Annotated in this window: 15 protein-coding genes and 1 tRNA gene; 8 read left to right on the top strand and 8 right to left on the bottom strand. The window is 62.2% G+C overall.

Translation table 11 applies throughout. The annotated features are described in order from the left end of the window. Positions 1–42: 42 nt before the first annotated feature. Positions 43–819, bottom strand: coding sequence for a ferredoxin--NADP reductase (locus PSUB009319_RS03875; RefSeq protein ID WP_027677555.1), 777 nt, complete (start codon positions 817–819; stop codon positions 43–45). Between the two features lie 253 nt (positions 820–1,072). On the opposite strand from PSUB009319_RS03875, the gene lexA reads away from it, so the two are divergent. Then, entirely contained in the window at positions 1,073–1,723 is a 651-nt protein-coding gene (lexA, locus tag PSUB009319_RS03870; protein ID WP_124380933.1) for a transcriptional repressor LexA, read from the top strand. Between the two features lie 120 nt (positions 1,724–1,843). Next, positions 1,844–2,029, top strand: a complete 186-nt coding sequence (locus PSUB009319_RS03865) for a hypothetical protein (RefSeq protein WP_124380932.1) — start codon at positions 1,844–1,846, stop codon at positions 2,027–2,029. Between the two features lie 24 nt (positions 2,030–2,053). Here the strand turns inward: PSUB009319_RS03865 and PSUB009319_RS22855 are convergent, their stop codons facing one another. The 3 genes from PSUB009319_RS22855 to PSUB009319_RS03855 all read right to left on the bottom strand — a co-directional run bounded on the left by PSUB009319_RS22855 (position 2,054) and on the right by PSUB009319_RS03855 (position 4,432). Then, positions 2,054–2,221: a hypothetical protein gene (locus PSUB009319_RS22855; protein ID WP_185453415.1), complete on the bottom strand. Its 168-nt coding sequence runs from the start codon at positions 2,219–2,221 to the stop codon at positions 2,054–2,056. 152 nt (positions 2,222–2,373) lie between these two features. Further along, positions 2,374–2,685, bottom strand: a complete 312-nt coding sequence (locus PSUB009319_RS03860; RefSeq protein WP_124380931.1) for a cupin — start codon at positions 2,683–2,685, stop codon at positions 2,374–2,376. Between the two features lie 16 nt (positions 2,686–2,701). Further along, entirely contained in the window at positions 2,702–4,432 is a 1,731-nt protein-coding gene (locus tag PSUB009319_RS03855; protein ID WP_124380930.1) for a dipeptidase, read from the bottom strand. Between the two features lie 132 nt (positions 4,433–4,564). Here PSUB009319_RS03855 and PSUB009319_RS03850 point away from each other — a divergent pair, with 132 nt between their 5' ends. Next, positions 4,565–4,957 carry a DUF4440 domain-containing protein gene (locus PSUB009319_RS03850; protein ID WP_124380929.1) on the top strand — a complete coding sequence of 131 codons (393 nt, stop codon included), beginning with the start codon at positions 4,565–4,567 and terminating at the stop codon, positions 4,955–4,957. Positions 4,958–5,013: 56 nt separating this feature from the next. Here PSUB009319_RS03850 and PSUB009319_RS03845 read toward each other — a convergent pair. The 3 genes from PSUB009319_RS03845 to PSUB009319_RS03835 form a co-directional block, all read right to left on the bottom strand. Beyond that, a tRNA-His gene (locus PSUB009319_RS03845) sits at positions 5,014–5,089 on the bottom strand. 88 nt (positions 5,090–5,177) lie between these two features. Next, on the bottom strand, positions 5,178–6,176 hold the full coding sequence (dusA, locus tag PSUB009319_RS03840) for a tRNA dihydrouridine(20/20a) synthase DusA (protein ID WP_260392880.1): 999 nt from the start codon (positions 6,174–6,176) through the stop codon (positions 5,178–5,180). A 90-nt stretch (positions 6,177–6,266) separates the two neighbouring features. Beyond that, a complete protein-coding gene (locus tag PSUB009319_RS03835) occupies positions 6,267–7,376 on the bottom strand; it encodes an enoyl-CoA hydratase/isomerase family protein (protein ID WP_124380927.1) in 1,110 nt (369 codons plus the stop codon). A 146-nt stretch (positions 7,377–7,522) separates the two neighbouring features. On the opposite strand from PSUB009319_RS03835, the gene PSUB009319_RS03830 reads away from it, so the two are divergent. Next, positions 7,523–8,437 (top strand): sterol desaturase family protein, encoded by a 915-nt coding sequence (locus tag PSUB009319_RS03830; RefSeq protein WP_124380926.1) that lies wholly within the window; start codon positions 7,523–7,525, stop codon positions 8,435–8,437. A gap of 66 nt (positions 8,438–8,503) precedes the next feature. Here the strand turns inward: PSUB009319_RS03830 and typA are convergent, their stop codons facing one another. Then, positions 8,504–10,324 carry a translational GTPase TypA gene (gene typA, locus PSUB009319_RS03825; protein WP_124380925.1) on the bottom strand — a complete coding sequence of 607 codons (1,821 nt, stop codon included), beginning with the start codon at positions 10,322–10,324 and terminating at the stop codon, positions 8,504–8,506. Between the two features lie 250 nt (positions 10,325–10,574). On the opposite strand from typA, the gene PSUB009319_RS03820 reads away from it, so the two are divergent. From PSUB009319_RS03820 to PSUB009319_RS03805, 4 genes are all read left to right on the top strand, one after another. Then, on the top strand, positions 10,575–11,096 hold the full coding sequence (locus PSUB009319_RS03820; protein ID WP_185453409.1) for a MarR family winged helix-turn-helix transcriptional regulator: 522 nt from the start codon (positions 10,575–10,577) through the stop codon (positions 11,094–11,096). A 74-nt stretch (positions 11,097–11,170) separates the two neighbouring features. Continuing rightward, positions 11,171–12,703, top strand: coding sequence for an AdeC/AdeK/OprM family multidrug efflux complex outer membrane factor (locus PSUB009319_RS03815; protein ID WP_124380924.1), 1,533 nt, complete (start codon positions 11,171–11,173; stop codon positions 12,701–12,703). Positions 12,704–12,759: 56 nt separating this feature from the next. After that, a complete protein-coding gene (locus tag PSUB009319_RS03810) occupies positions 12,760–14,049 on the top strand; it encodes an HlyD family secretion protein (RefSeq protein WP_124380923.1) in 1,290 nt (429 codons plus the stop codon). 3 nt (positions 14,050–14,052) lie between these two features. Further along, positions 14,053–15,609, top strand: a complete 1,557-nt coding sequence (locus PSUB009319_RS03805) for a DHA2 family efflux MFS transporter permease subunit (protein ID WP_124380922.1) — start codon at positions 14,053–14,055, stop codon at positions 15,607–15,609. The last annotated feature ends 29 nt before the right edge of the window (positions 15,610–15,638 follow it).

Raw genomic sequence — 15,638 nt, 5'->3', positions numbered from 1 at the left:
ACGCCGGCACTCAGGCCGGCGTTTGCAGCAATGCAGCGTCAATTACTTTTCGACGAAGGCGCGTTCGATCACGTAGTCACCGGCCTCGCCCATGCGCGGCGAGATCTTGAAGCCGCGCGCATCAAGCAACTTGCAGGTGTCTTCCAACATGGCCGGGCTGCCGCAAATCATCGCGCGGTCCACGGCCGGGTCCATCGGCGGCAGGCCAATGTCGGCAGACAGCTTTCCGCTATCCACAAGGTCAGTCAGACGGCCCATGTTGCGGAACGGCTCACGCGTGACGGTCGGGTAGTAGATCAGCTTCTCGCGCACCTGGTCGCCGAAGAATTCGTTGTTCGGCAGCTCGCTGGTAATGAAGTCTGCATAAGCCAGCTCACTCACTTGGCGCACACCATGCAGCAGCACGACCTTTTCGAAGCGTTCGTAGGTGTCGGGGTCTTGAATGATGCTCATGAACGGCGCCAGACCCGTGCCAGTACCGAACAGGTAGAGATTCTTGCCAGGCAGCAGGTCATCCAGCACGAGCGTGCCAACCGGCTTTTTGCTCACCAGCAGCTTGTCGCCCACCTTCAGATGCTGCAGGCGCGACGTCAGCGGACCGTTCTGCACCTTGATGCTGAAAAACTCCAGGTGCTCTTCATAATTGGGGCTGGCGATACTGTACGCGCGCATCAGCGGCTTGCCCTCAACTTCCAGTCCGATCATGACGAAATGGCCGTTATGGAAGCGCAGCGCCTGGTCGCGCGTGGTCTTGAAGCTGAACAGCGAGTCGTTCCAGTGATGGACGCTCAGAACGGTCTCTTGATTGAAGGCGGACATGGTGACGTTCGGGCCAACCCAACGAGGCTCAATCGGGCTATGTGGCGGTGCAAAAATCGGTCAAGGTCTTGATTTTATGCGATTCCCCGCGGCCGCGCCTGCATGGATTGCGCATAAGCTTCTAACCAGTCGCATGGGTTTTGACGCCGGTCATGAGCACCGGGTGCTCGCGCAACACGTCACAACAAAATCACTTGCGCTTCCTGCGTCACTGTATAAAATCACAGCACCTGTTCAAATATACAGTGCACCGATGGCCACCCTCACCCCCCGCCAACAGCAGATTTACGATCTGATCCGCCAGACGATCCAGCGCACGGGCTTTCCGCCCACGCGCGCCGAAATTGCGGCGGAGTTCGGCTTCTCGTCGCCCAATGCAGCGGAAGAGCATCTGCGCGCGCTGGCACGCAAGGGCGTGATCGAACTGACGCCGGGCGCTTCGCGCGGTATCCGGCTACGCGCCGCAGGCGACGCTGCCCAGCACCAGTTCTCGCTGCCATCGATGGGGTTGATGCAATTGACGCTACCGCTCGTGGGCCGCGTGGCCGCCGGTAGCCCGATCCTGGCCGCGGAGCATATCGACCGCCAATATCAGGTCGATCCATCGCTGTTTTCTGCACAGCCCGACTTCCTGCTGAAAGTGCGCGGCATGAGCATGCGCGACGCCGGCATTCTGGATGGCGATCTGCTGGCCGTGCAGCGCGCCGCTGAAGCCACCAACGGCAAGATCGTCGTCGCGCGGCTGGGGGACGACGTCACGGTCAAGCGCTTCCAGCGCAAGGGCCGTCATGTCGAGCTGATTGCCGAGAACCCCGATTTCGAACCGATCCACGTTGATCTGGATCGAGACGAGTTTCACCTGGAGGGCTTGGCCGTCGGTCTGATCCGGCCTGCTGCTCCGTAAGTCTCAGGCGCATATCGGCGCCCAATCCCTTGCTGCTTGAATCAACCTGAAGGTGAGCCACCGGCTCGCCGGGGCAGCGTCTTGCCGCTTGCTTTTCCACCCGAACTCACGAGGTCTGCCATGCGACTCGGATCGATGTCCTCCCAACGCCGCCCGGTGCATCCGGTGCCCTTCCGCCAAACCCAAGGCGTGCGTATCTATCAGGGGGAGCAACGCCGCACGATGGTCGGCAGCATGGCCGCCATCTGCCGCATGCTGGATGCGATTCCGGCAGCCTCGCGCACGGCGAGCGCCGAAAGCTGCTGAAGACAGCGAAAGCGATGAGGGGTTTTAAATCAAGCTGCCGCGACCGATCAGGGCATACCCCAATGCTGCCGCCGCAACTGATTTCATACACTTGCCCTGCCCTGAGGACAGGGCTTTCTTCAACTGATTTTCGGCCCGCCGTTTGAGCGGGCTGTTTTTTCTGTTCGCAAGTTGACGCAGCGGCACATTCACCTACGTTCCGCCAGAAAACGGACGTTTACCCGGATTTTGTTTGGCGTACGTGACAGTAGTATTGCCAATGCCCTCAGGGGCAATGAGATCGCTGAATTCGAAGCCCGCACGTTGCGGGCTTTTTTTTTGCGCCACAACCAGCGGGCGCGCCGCTAAACGCTTCCCGCTTTCTCGATAACGAGAATCCGCGCTTCACCGCGCGGGTGGGCTACATGTTCGCAGCCAACACCGGCAAAGAAGATATCGCCAGGTGCCAGCACTGCGATTTTCTCTTCGCCGGCTTCGCGATAACGCATGTCGACCGTGCCGTCGAGCACCGCGAAGACTTCCTCGCCGTCGTTCACGTGCCAGCGGTAAGGCTGATCCGTCCAATGCAGGCGCGTGGTGATGCCGCCCATGTTGGCGATATCGAGTGCACCCCAGGCACGCTCGGCGGTAAATGATTTGGCGCGGATGATCTTCATGGCGGTCGTGCGGCGCTTACTGCATCGACTGCAGATTGCCGATGCGCACCAGCATCTCGGTGAACATTTGCATATCCAGGTCGAGGTCCGGCGCCTCCTTGTACTCGTTGGCGTTGTGCGCGGTGTACTTCTTGCCGGGCATGGCGGGGCCGAAGTTGATGGCATTCGGCATCAGCTTGGCAGTCGTGCTGCCAGCGGTCGGGACGGGCTTGGCATCCAGACCTGTAGTGTCGCCATAAATGTTGAGCAGCGTAGACAGCCACGCACCCTTCGGATCGCGCGCCATCCAGTTGCCCTGGTCGTGGTTGATCTCAAGTGCAACGTGGTTGGTGTTGGCCCATGCATTGACCTTGCTGGCAATCTCCCCACGCAATGCTTCGGGCGTTTTGCCGCGCGGCATGCGCACGTTGGCGGTCACCTCCACGCGCCCGTTCTTGTCGCCGATCACCGTGGGCGAAATGGTCAGCGGGCCCATGAAGTCGTCCTTGTAGGCCAGGCCCATGGTATTACCGAGGTAGTCGGTACCGTAGAGGTCGGTCAGGTAGCGTACGGCGTGGGCGTAAGCGTTGTCGGCCAGGCCAAGATCTGCCGCGCGCAGGAACAGCGCCAGGCGCGGCAGCGGGTTGACGCCCTCTTCCGGGCGCGAGCCGTGCGCCGATGCGCCGGTGACCTTCACGACGATGCTGTCCGCACTGCGCGTGATGTCGATCGAGAACTTGCCTTGCGCGGCCAGGCTGCTCACAAACGCATCGCGCTTGGCTTCGAGCGCGGCAGCCGCGACGCCCAAATCGCCGCCCTTGAGCGTGGCGGTGGCCGTCTGCGGGACAGAACTTGCCGACGCTGCGCCCGTCATCGAAACGATGGCCGTGTGCGAGGGGTCGCCAGCCTGCGCGGGGAAGAACACCTTCAACGCACCTGTGCCCTTTTCGGCGACCACGGCCGGGTACTTGCTGTCGAGCACGATGTTGTATGCGGGCAGTTGCGTGTGCTCGCGGTAATACTTCATGCCGTCGCCACCGGTTTCTTCGGTGGTCTCGATCATCAGGCGGATCGTGCGCGCGAGTGGCACACCGCTGTCCTTGACCGTCTTCATGGCATACATTGCGGCGGCGATCGAGCCCTTATCGTCGATCGTGCCGCGGCCGTATAGCAGGTTGCCAACGCGCGTGACCTTGAACGGGTCAAGCTTGGTGCCGTCGCTGAGCACCCATTCCTCGGCCTTGGCGGGCACGACGTCGGCGTGCGTCAGGATGCCGAACTCGTCTGAGCCGGTGCCCGGTAGCACGACTTCAAACACGCGGTTATCAACGTTGCGGAATTTCAGGCCAAAGTCGTGCGCCATGCCTTCGACCAATTTGCCGAACGCCACGATGGCCGGGTTTTCGTACTGCGGAATCTTGTCGTCGCGCACGGTGGGCAGCGCAACCATTTTCTCGATTGAGCCGATCACGGCTTGCTGGTTGTGCAGGCGGTTGTACAGGCCCAGCAGTCGGCCGATGTTGATGAGGTCGTCGCCGGTGAGCGGCGCCTTCTTCTGGTATGCAACCACGCTGCCGGCAACTTGCGGCTCGGCCTTGGCGGCGGCCGCGAGGAAGCGGTTCAGGTCAGCCGATGCCTTGGATTGCTCGGCGCCGAGCAGCGCATCGAGCTGCGGTTTCTGAAGCGTGGCGGCAAAAGCGCCGGTACCGCACGCAAGCGACAGTGCGATCGTCAGCGAAGACAGGCCAATACGGGCAGTGCGTTGCATCGAAATGTTTTCCGGAAAAGGCGAAGGCGCCATCATAGGGGCGATGCCTTGCGCGCGCATTGTGCAGCGCGAAAAACGCTAAGCCACACCGGCTGCACGGTATGCTTGGGCCTTTCCCAGGAGCCTTGCCGCATGGAACCCTCTCTGGACACTGCCCCCGGCCTGCTCAACGTGCTGGAAGAATTGCGCCGGCGTGAGCCCATCTTTCACCGCCCGGAATTGGGCACGCGCCGCGAAGATTTCGAGCGCATGACCACGGAAGACTTCTGGGAAACCGGCGCATCGGGCCAGCGCTACAGCCGGAGCTATGTGCTCGGCGTGCTGGATGCCCGGCATGGTCATATCGGCGAGGAATTCTGGCAAACGCGCGATTTTCGCTGCCAGGAGATTGCACCGGACAACTATTTGCTCACGTACACGCTGTTGCAATCGAACCGGACTACGCGCCGGGCGACGTTGTGGCGGCGGACGGGGGATGGTTGGAAGGTGGTGTACCACCAAGGCACAGTCGTCGCCAGTGCGTAGAACAAACCCATAGACGCAAAAAAGCCCGCTTTTGCGGGCCTTTTGCTGAATTTTTTTGGGGTGACTGATGGGACTCGAACCCACGACGACCAGAATCACAATCTGGGACTCTACCAACTGAGCTACAGCCACCGTCGTACGAACAACTGGAACTGATTGTTGCTCGGCGAAAAGGTGATTATACAAACATTCTTTCGGCGTGCCTAGAGGGTGGCGCAATTTATGCGGGGACAGCCTCCTCGCCTGATTCTTCGCCGCGCCGCAGGTGAGCCCTCGCCTCTTCGAACAACGCGTGAGCGGTGGCCAGCGTCTTGACCCGGCCCAGCGCCTTGGAATCCGACAGCACGCGCCGCCAGCCTCGGGCACCCGCCACGCCACGATACAACCCCAGCATATGGCGCACTGCTGCGCCGGCATAACCGCCCCGCTCCACCCAGCGGCCAACGTAGGCGATCATCTTGTCCTCGATCTCTGCACGTGTCGGCGCCTTGGTGCCAGCGCCGTAGTAACGCGCATCGAACGCGGCCATCAGATGCGGATGGTGATACGCCTCTCGGCCAATCATCACGCCGTCAATGTGCGCGAGATGCGTGTCGATCTGCTCCAGCGCCTGCACGCCACCGTTGAGCAGGATTTCCAGATGCGGAAAGTCGCGCTTGAGTTGGTAGACCACCTCGTAGCGCAACGGCGGAATCTCTCGGTTCTCCTTCGGGCTCAGGCCTTTCAGGATGGCGTTGCGCGCGTGGACGATGAATGTCTCGCAACCCGCGTCGGCGATGGTGCCGACGAAATCGCGCACGAAATCATAGGTCTCAATCGCGTCAATACCGATGCGGTGCTTGACCGTCACCGGAACCGACACCGCATCGCGCATCGCCTTGACGCCTTGGGCAACGAGTTTGGGTTCAGCCATCAGGCATGCGCCGAACGCGCCGCGCTGCACGCGCTCAGACGGACAACCACAGTTGAGGTTAATTTCCTTGTAACCCCATTGCTCGCCCAGGCGTGCGGCTTGGGCCAGGTCATCAGGCTCACTGCCGCCGAGTTGCAGCGCTACGGGGTGCTCGACCTCATCGAAATCGAGGTGGCGCGGCACATCGCCGTGCAACAGCGCGCCGGTGGTCACCATCTCCGTATACAGCCAGGTGTGACGGCTGATCTGCCGGTGGAAGTAGCGGCAATGACGGTCCGTCCAATCCATCATGGGGGCGACGGACAGACGGCGGGCATTCGGTGCAAGACCGGGCGTGGGGCGTTCAGCAGTCACAGCAAAATCAACGATTCAATCCAGGCGCGCAGTTTACCCGTTCTAATCCGACAGCCCCAGCAGCGGATGTTGCGCATGGCGCCATGGTGAAACAAAGAACGCGGCCACCTCATCGTCACGCACGGCATCGATGCTGGCGTGCTTCCACTTGGGCGCATGGTCTTTGTCGACGGCCAGGGCGCGAATGCCTTCAATGCCGTCACCCTCGGCAAACACGTGCGTCATCATGTCCAGCCCGCGGCGCAGTTCGTCGGCCAGCGTGGTGTGGCGGCCGCGACGGATCAGCTCCAGCGTTACGGCCATCATCAGCGGCGAGCGCTTGACCATGTGCGCGGCGGTCTGCGCGGCCCATTCGGCGTCGGTACTGCCAGCCAGATCGGCCAGGATGCCCTGCACAGTGGTCTGACTGAAACACGCATCGATGGATTCACGATGTGCGGCGATGATGGCCTTGGAAGCATCCGGCTCCGATGCGGCGTCCGTAAAGCACGCTGTGATCTGCTCGGCGCTGCTCCAGGTGCCATCGCGCAGGCGCTGGACGATGGCCGCCAGCGCGTCAGCGGTGACATGGCAATCGGCAAGGCCAACTGTCAACGCATCCGCCGCTTCGATCATCTGCCCCGTCACGCCCAGGTATTCGCCCACATGGCCCGGCACGCGTGCCAGGAACCAGCCGCCGCCCACATCGGGGAACAGGCCGATGTTGGTCTCGGGCATGGCCATTTTCGTGCGTTGGGTCACCACACGCAGCGACGCGCCTTGCGAGATGCCCATGCCACCACCCATCACCACGCCGTCCATCAGCGCGATATAGGGCTTGGCATAGCTGAAGATCAGGTGGTTGAGGCGGTATTCCTCGGTGAAGAAGGTGACGAGCTGCGGGTCTGCGGCCATGGCGGCGCGATGGAAGAAGCGAATGTCGCCGCCGGCGCACAGGGCCTTGCCGCCTTCTCCGCGCAGGATGACGGCGTGAATTTCCGGATCGTGCTGCCACGCCAGCAGTGCGTGCGACAGTGCGCGGATCATCTCCAGTGACAGCGCATTGAGCGCCTGCGGCCGGTTCAGCGTCAGCCAGCCGATGCCGCCGCGTACTTCGGCGATCACGTTGGGTTGGACTTCTGCTTCGGGCGCGGTGGAAACAGTGGATTGCATGTCTCGGATGTTGTTGTGGGAATAACGGCTCGCACTGTACACGACAGCGTATTTAAGCGAGGAAGGGCTCTACTCCGCCCCCTTTCCCACCGCAGGTGTTGGGCGTATATCTGCCGGCTGGAGACAACACACATCACAACAATCAGATGACCCCCGCCAATAGCGCCCCAGGCGCATCCAGTTTCGACCCAGGCCTGATCCTGCTGGCCTTTGCACCGGTCTTTCTGCTGACCATCGGTGCAGAGGCGTGGTACTGGCGCAAGCGCGATCCGTCCGTCTACAGCTTCAAGGACACCGTTTCAAACGCCTGTCTCGCGCTCATGCACCAGGCGTCGGATGCGTTCTTCCTGTGGCTGATGATCAAGACGGTCTACTCATGGACGTACAGCCACGGCCTGCGCGCGATGCCCGAAACGTGGTGGTCTTTCGTGCTGCTCCTGCTGCTGCAGGATTTTCTGTACTACTTCTTTCACCGCGCCAGCCATCGCGTGCGCTGGATGTGGGCGTCGCACGTGACGCATCACTCGTCGGAAGGCATGAATTTTTCGACGGCGTTCCGCCAGAGCCTGACCTATCCGATTTCTGGCATGTGGCTGTTCTGGATTCCGCTGGCGTGGATCGGCTTTACGCCGGATTGGGTGATTCTGGCGGTGGGCCTGAACCTGGCATTCCAGTTCTTCGTGCATACACGACTGGGAGCGCTCGATTCACGCTACGCGGGCTTCTGGCGCTGGCTCGGGCAGTACGTGAATACGCCTTCGGTGCACCGGGTGCACCACGCCAAGAACCCGCAATACGTCGACCGCAACTACGCTGGCGTGCTGACCATCTGGGATCGCATGTTCGGCAGCTTCGTCCCCGAAGAAGAGGCGCCGACCTTCGGCATTACGCGGCAGGTCTACACGCACAACCCGCTTACCCTCACTTTCCATGAATGGCGCGATATGTGGGCCGATGTGTTCCGCGATCGGGATTTGCGCTACCTGTGGAAACCGCCTGAGTGGCGTAGCCCGCGTTCTGCAGCGACAGTCGAACCGAGCAGCGTCGGATCGCCTTCCTGAACACGGCTGGTCAAAGTAAAACGCCCCGACGAATCGGGGCGTTTCTGTCGGCAGATCGCTTGGCGATCAAACCGCCTCTTCACGCGATGCGCGCTTGCGCTCATGTTCTTTCAGGTGACGCTTGCGCAGACGGATGCTCTTCGGCGTGACTTCCACCAATTCGTCGTCAGCAATGAATTCCACGGCGTACTCCAGCGACATCTGGATCGGCGGCACCAGTCGCACGGCTTCGTCTGTGCCCGAGGCGCGCACGTTGGTCAGTTGCTTGCCCTTGATCGGGTTGACGACCAGATCGTTGTCGCGGCTGTGGATGCCGATGATCATGCCTTCGTACAGCGCATCGCCTGGCGACACGAACATGCGGCCGCGATCCTGCAGTTTCCACAGGGCGTAGGCCACAGCAGCGCCGTCATCTTGCGAGATCAGCACGCCGTTGTGGCGCTCGCCCAGGTCGCCTTCCTTGACCGGGGAGTAGTCGTCGAAGATGTGGCTGATCAGGCCCGTACCGCGCGTGAGCGTCAGGAATTCACCCTGGAAGCCGATCAGGCCGCGTGCCGGAATGCGGTATTCCAGGCGGGTGCGGCCCTTGCCGTCCGATGCCATGTCGAGCAGTTCGCCCTTGCGGCGGCCGAGCTCTTCCATCACGCCGCCCTGGTGGCCGTCTTCCACGTCCACGGTCAGGCGCTCGAACGGCTCGTGCTTCACGCCGTCAATTTCCTTGAACACCACGCGCGGGCGCGACACGGCCAGCTCGTAGCCTTCGCGGCGCATGTTTTCCACCAGAATCGTCAGATGCAATTCGCCACGGCCCGACACTTCGAAGATCGTGTCGTCGCCGGTGTCCTTCACGCGCAGCGCCACGTTGGATTTCAGCTCGCGGTCCAGACGGTCGCGCAGTTGGCGGCTCGTCACGAACTTGCCTTCACGGCCAGCCAGCGGCGAGGTGTTGACGCAGAAGTTCATGGTCAGCGTCGGTTCGTCCACCTTCAGCATCGGCAGCGCCTCTTGATTGTCCGGAGCGCACACGGTGCAACCAATGCCCAGTTCTTCAATACCGTTGATCAGCACAATGTCGCCGGCTTCGGCTTCCTGCACCAGCTCGCGCTCCAGACCACGGAACTTCAGCACCTGGTTGATGCGCCCCTTGATGGGGTTGCCTTCCGGACCGAACTTGACCACCACGTCCTGCAGCGGACGCACACGGCCACGCGTGATGCGGCCCACGCCGATCTTGCCGACGTAGCTGGAGTAATCGAGCGAAATGATCTGCAGTTGGAACGCGCCATTCGGGTCGTCGTTACGCTGCGGCACCTTATCGAGAATGGTCTCGAACAGCGGCTTCATGTCACCTTCGCGCACGTCGTCGGTCAGACCGGCGTAGCCGTTCAGGCCCGACGCGTACACCACCGGGAAGTCGAGCTGGTCGTCATTGGCGCCCAGCTTGTCGAACAGATCGAAAGTTTGGTTGATGACCCACTCCGGGCGCGCGCCCGGGCGGTCCACCTTGTTGATCACGACGATGGGCTTCAGGCCCAGAGCCAGTGCCTTGCGCGTCACGAAACGCGTCTGCGGCATCGGGCCTTCCACGGCATCCACCAGCAGCAGCACACCGTCGACCATCGACAGCACACGCTCCACTTCGCCGCCAAAGTCCGCGTGCCCCGGCGTGTCGACGATGTTGATGTGCGTGCCGTTGTATTCGACCGCGCAGTTCTTGGCCAGAATCGTGATACCGCGCTCTTTTTCGATGTCGTTCGAGTCCATCACGCGCTCGGTGAGCTGCTCGTTCTCGCGGAACGTACCGGCTTGGCGAAGGAGCTGGTCGACCAGTGTGGTCTTGCCGTGGTCAACGTGGGCAATGATGGCGATGTTGCGAAGCGCGCGCATGGGATGTGAACTCGAAAAGACGTGAGACGAGCCGGGGACATCACCCAAAAACAGCTCGCGGAATAACCTGACATTCTAGCATGTTGCGATGCGCAAGAGATGACACTGCTTGACCAATCCATGAAAGAACGTTGCGCAGGAGATCAATAAATCACACATTATTTCCAAAAATGGAATCACGCATTCAGTACCTTGCTGTTTGCTGCGTCAATTCGTATATTTGTCCGGACAATGATTGTGCATACATAAGATGTCCGAACAGACAAGATCCGCCACCGAAGTTGCTGCCGCCGGAACACTCTTCCGGGTGGAGGACTACCGCATGTGCGAAAGCGTGGGCTACCTCGTCGGGCGCACCAAGACAGCGCTGTCCATGGCGATCGAGCAGGAAGTCGCGCAGATGGACGTGACGCATTCCCAGGCGAGTTGCCTGGTGCTGCTCGCCAACGGCCGCTGCCAGACCGCTACAGACCTCGGCCGCGAACTGAATACCGACATCGGATCGCTCACCCGCATGCTCAGCCGCATGGAAAAGCGCGGCCTGATCGAGCGCGTGCGCAGCGAGTCCGACCGCCGTGTCGTGCATCTGGAGCTGACTGAAGCCGGCCGAGACTTGGCCGACCGCATGCCAGCCATCTATACGCGCGTGCTGAACCGTTTCTTTGCCGGCTTTACGCCGGGCGACGTCGATACGCTGCGCGAGCTTCTCAAGCGCGTTCTCGACAACTGTGCCGCCACTGAAAGCCACCGCATGCGCCCCGCGGATCACTGACGCTGTTCCGGCTGCATGACACCTAACGCGCCGAACGCTTTTCGCTCTCCCGATCGCTTGACACATCAAACAACATGAACGCCTCGAACTCCGCCCCTCACCAGGCACCTTCGCCCCTAGGCCGCGCCGGCAACGCGCGCGTGCAATGGCCGGCGCGCCTGGGCGTGGCGCTTTCCGCCGTGACGCTGGCCATGCTGGCTGGCTGCGCCAACCTCGGTAACTCACACAGCACGCAGACGCTGACAACACCGGGACAACTGGCGAGCGCGCAATCGCTGCCGTCCCAAGGGGGTCAGTGGCCGTCGCAGAACTGGGTCGACCAGTTCAACGATCCGCAACTGCGCGCACTGGTGGATGAGGCGATCAAGGACAACCCGAACCTGCAAGTCGCTTTTGCCCGCGTGCGCGCCTCGCGTGCGATGGCCGATGTGGTGCGCAGCAATCTGTATCCGAGTGTCGGGCTCGATGCCGAGATGACGCGCCAGCGCCTGTCGGAGTACGACCTGTTTGAAGGCACGCCGCTGGCGGGCCGCTGGTTCACGGAATCGAAGATCCAGCTTGGCGTGAGCTACGACCTGGATTTCTGGGGCAAAAACCGCTCCGCGCTGGAGGCCGCGCTGTCCGACGACAAATCGATGGAAGCGGAAAGCCAAGCCTCGCGGCTGATGCTATCGACCACTGTGGCCCGTACGTACGCCAAGCTGGCCGCGCTGTACGCGCAGCGCGACGTGGCCGAACGTTCCATCGTGCAACGCAAAGATTTGACCAACCTTGCAGGCCAACGCTTGCGTGCCGGCCTCGATACGCAAGTCGAGACCACGCAGGCCCGCGCCAACGTGGCTGCCGCACAAACGGAACTTGAGCAAGTCGATGAGCAGATCACGCTGGCGCGCAATCAGTTGGCCGCGCTGCTCGGCAAAGGCCCAGACCGCGGCTTGGCAATTACACGCCCGACGCTGCTTGCACAAGACACCCCCAAGCTGCCGAACAATCTGACCATCGACCTGATCGGCCGTCGTCCGGATCTCGTGGCTGCGCGCTGGCGCGTGGAAGCCGCGTCGAAGGATATCGACGTGGCCAAGGCAGAGTTTCTGCCCGACGTCAGCCTGACCGCGTTCTTGGGGCTGGCTTCGATTGCGCCGGAAAACCTGCTGCTTGGCGCGTCGCGCCAGCTTGGCATCGGCCCTGCGCTCAAACTGCCAATCTTCGAGGGCGGCAAGCTGCGCGCCAACCTGCGCGGCAAGTACGCCAGCTATGACGCAGCTGTTGCCAGCTACAACCAGACGCTGACCGAAGCCCTGCATGACACCGCTGACCAGATCACCACGCTGCACAGTATCGACTCGCAGATCACCATCCAGCGCACCGCCCTGAGCGAAGCCGAACGCGCCTACAGCCTCGCCCGCACGCGCTATGGCGCCGGCCTTGGCACGCAACTGGTCGTGCTGAATGCCGAGACGACGGTGCTGCAGCAACGCAAGCTCGCGACTAACCTGCAGGCACGCCGCCTCGACGCGCAGATGGCCCTCATCAAGGCCCTGGGCGGCGGCTATACGGCAGAAGACCTGCCGGGCGCCAAACCCGAGGCCGCCGCACCGCATAGCTGATCTGTACTGAATTGAACTGAACAAGCCGTTCCAACGCATTCTTTCGAGCCAACATCATGAGTGACAACAAGCCCCAAGCCGCACCGTCAGCGGCCCCCACGCCAGCAGCCCCCGCCGCAACGCCCACCGGCAACGGAAATGGCAACGGGAAGCGCAAGCGCATGCTGACCACGCTGGCCGCCGCACTGGTGGTCGCCGGCGTCGGCTACGGCCTCTACTGGGGCCTGTACGGCCGCTGGTTCGAGTCGACCGACGATGCATACGTGCAAGGCAACGTGGTCCAGGTGACACCGCAGGTGGCCGGCACCGTAGTGGCCATTCGCGCCGACGACACGCAGCTCGTCTCTTCCGGCCAACCTGTGATCGAACTGGACCGCGCCGACGCCCGCGTCGCGCTGGAGCAGGCCGAAGCCGCGCTCGCGCAGACGGTGCGCCAGGTGCGCACGCTGTATTCGAACACCAGCGCTTTCACCGCCACGCTGGCCATGCGCGAAAGCGATCTCGCCAAGGCGAAGGATGACCTCGCACGCCGTAAGCAGATCGCCGGCTCGGGTGCGGTGTCGCAGGAAGAAATCTCGCACGCGCAGACCGCCGTGCAGGCTGCGCAATCCGCACTGGAAGCCGCCAAGGAACAGTTGCAGGGCAATCGTGTGCTGACCGAGCAGACCACGCTGGAACGTCATCCGAACGTGCTGCAAGCCGCCGCCAAGGTGCGCGAGGCGTACCTCGCCTACGCGCGTACCAGCCTGCCGGCATCGGTCACAGGCTACGTGGCCAAGCGTTCGGTGCAGGTCGGCCAGCGCGTTGCCCCGGGCACGCCGCTGATGGCCATCGTGCCGCTGGACCAGCTCTGGGTGGACGCCAACTTCAAGGAAGTCCAGGTGCGCCACATGCGCGTGGGCCAGCCGGTTGAACTGGTGGCCGACGTGTATGGCAGCAGCGTGACATACCACGGCAAGGTGGTCGGTTTCTCGGCAGGTACGGGCTCGGCGTTTTCGCTGCTGCCGGCACAGAACGCCACGGGCAACTGGATCAAGGTGGTGCAACGCCTGCCGGTGCGCGTGTCGCTCGACGCGAAGGAGCTGAAGGACCATCCGTTGCGCGTGGGCTTGTCGATGGAAGCCAAGGTCGATATCCATGACGAAGGCGGCCAGAGCCTGGCCACCGCACCGACCGCTTCGCCGCTGCAAACGACGGTGTACGACCAGGCCGGCAAGGATGCCGATCAGGTCATCGCCAGCATCATCTCCGCCAACGCCGGCCGCGGCGCAGCCACGACACCGGCCGCCACCAACCTGCCGGCCACATCGGCTCCGCGCGCTTCACAACCCGCACCCAAGGTCTGACGCATGGCAACTGCCGCGCCCAAGCCACCACAGCCACTGACCGGCGCCAAACTGGCGATCGGTACGGTAGCGCTGTCGCTGGCGACGTTCATGAATGTGCTGGATTCGTCCATCGCCAACGTGTCGATCCCGGCCATCTCGGGCGACCTGGGCGTAGCGCCGAACCAGGGCACGTGGGTCATCACCTCGTTTGCGGTGGCCAACGCCATCTCGGTGCCGCTCACGGGGTGGCTGACGCAGCGTTTCGGACAGGTGCGCCTGTTCATCACGTCGATTCTGCTGTTCGTGCTGTCGTCGTGGGCATGCGGACTGGCGCCCAACATGGGCATGCTGATCGCCGCCCGGATCATCCAGGGTGCCGTGGCCGGCCCGATGATTCCGCTGTCGCAATCGTTGCTGCTGTCGACATATCCGCCCGCCAAAAGCTCAATGGCATTGGCACTATGGGGCATGACTACGCTGGTCGCGCCGATCATGGGGCCGATCTTCGGCGGCTGGATCTCTGACAACATGAGCTGGCCGTGGATCTTCTATATCAACATCCCGGTGGGCATCCTCGCCGCGTATGCAACGTGGGTTATCTATAAGGACCGAGAATCACCCACGCGCTCACTGCCCATCGACAAGATCGGCTTGGCGCTGCTGATTCTGTGGGTCGGCTCGCTGCAGTTGATGCTGGATCGCGGCAAGGAACTCGATTGGTTCAACTCGACCGAGGTCGTAGTGTTGACCGCCGTCGCCATCGTGGGCTTCGCGTTCTTCCTGGTGTGGGAACTGACCGAAGATCACCCCGTAGTGGACTTGACGCTGTTCAAAGGCCGCAACTTCAGTGCAGGCGTGGTCGCCATCTCGGTGGCGTACGGGCTGTTTTTCGGCAACCTCGTGATCCTGCCGTTGTGGCTGCAGACCATCGTCGGCTATACCGCCACCGATGCGGGTCTGATCATGGCGCCGGTGGGCATTTTCGCCATCCTCCTCTCGCCCGTGATCGGCAAGAACCTGCCGAAGATGGACGCGCGTTGGGTGGCAACGAGTGCATTCATCACCTTTGCATTGGTGTTCTGGATGCGCTCGCACTTTACCGTGCAGGTGGATACCTGGACGCTGATGGTCCCGACGTTGATCCAGGGCGCGGCCATGGCGATGTTCTTCATCCCGCTCACGTCGATCATCCTGTCGGGCCTGCCGCCCGAGCGGATTCCCGCGGCATCGGGCCTGTCGAACTTCGTGCGGATCATGTTCGGCGGCATCGGTGCATCGATCTCGACCACGGTGTGGGACAACCGTTCTGCCCTGCACCACGCGCAACTGGTCGAGCACGTGAACCCGTACAACCCGGCCTATTCGTCGTCAATCAACCAGTACACGCAACTGGGCATGCCCAGCCTGCAAGCCAACGGTGTGATCGAACGTACGATCTCGCAGCAGGCCGCAATGCTGGGGGCCAACGATATCTTCTGGATCTCTGCGGTGCTGTTTATCGTGCTGATCGTCTTCATTTGGTTGACCAAGCCGGCGAAATCGGCGGCCGGGGCGGAAGCAGCAGCCGGCGCGCACTGAGTAAAGATCGCGCAAACGAAAAAGCCACG

Source organism: Ralstonia sp. SET104 (assembly GCF_003851545.1).
Lineage (GTDB): Bacteria > Pseudomonadota > Gammaproteobacteria > Burkholderiales > Burkholderiaceae > Ralstonia.
Note: the sequence above shows the minus strand (reverse complement) of the source record. Positions and strands in the feature narration are given on the sequence as shown.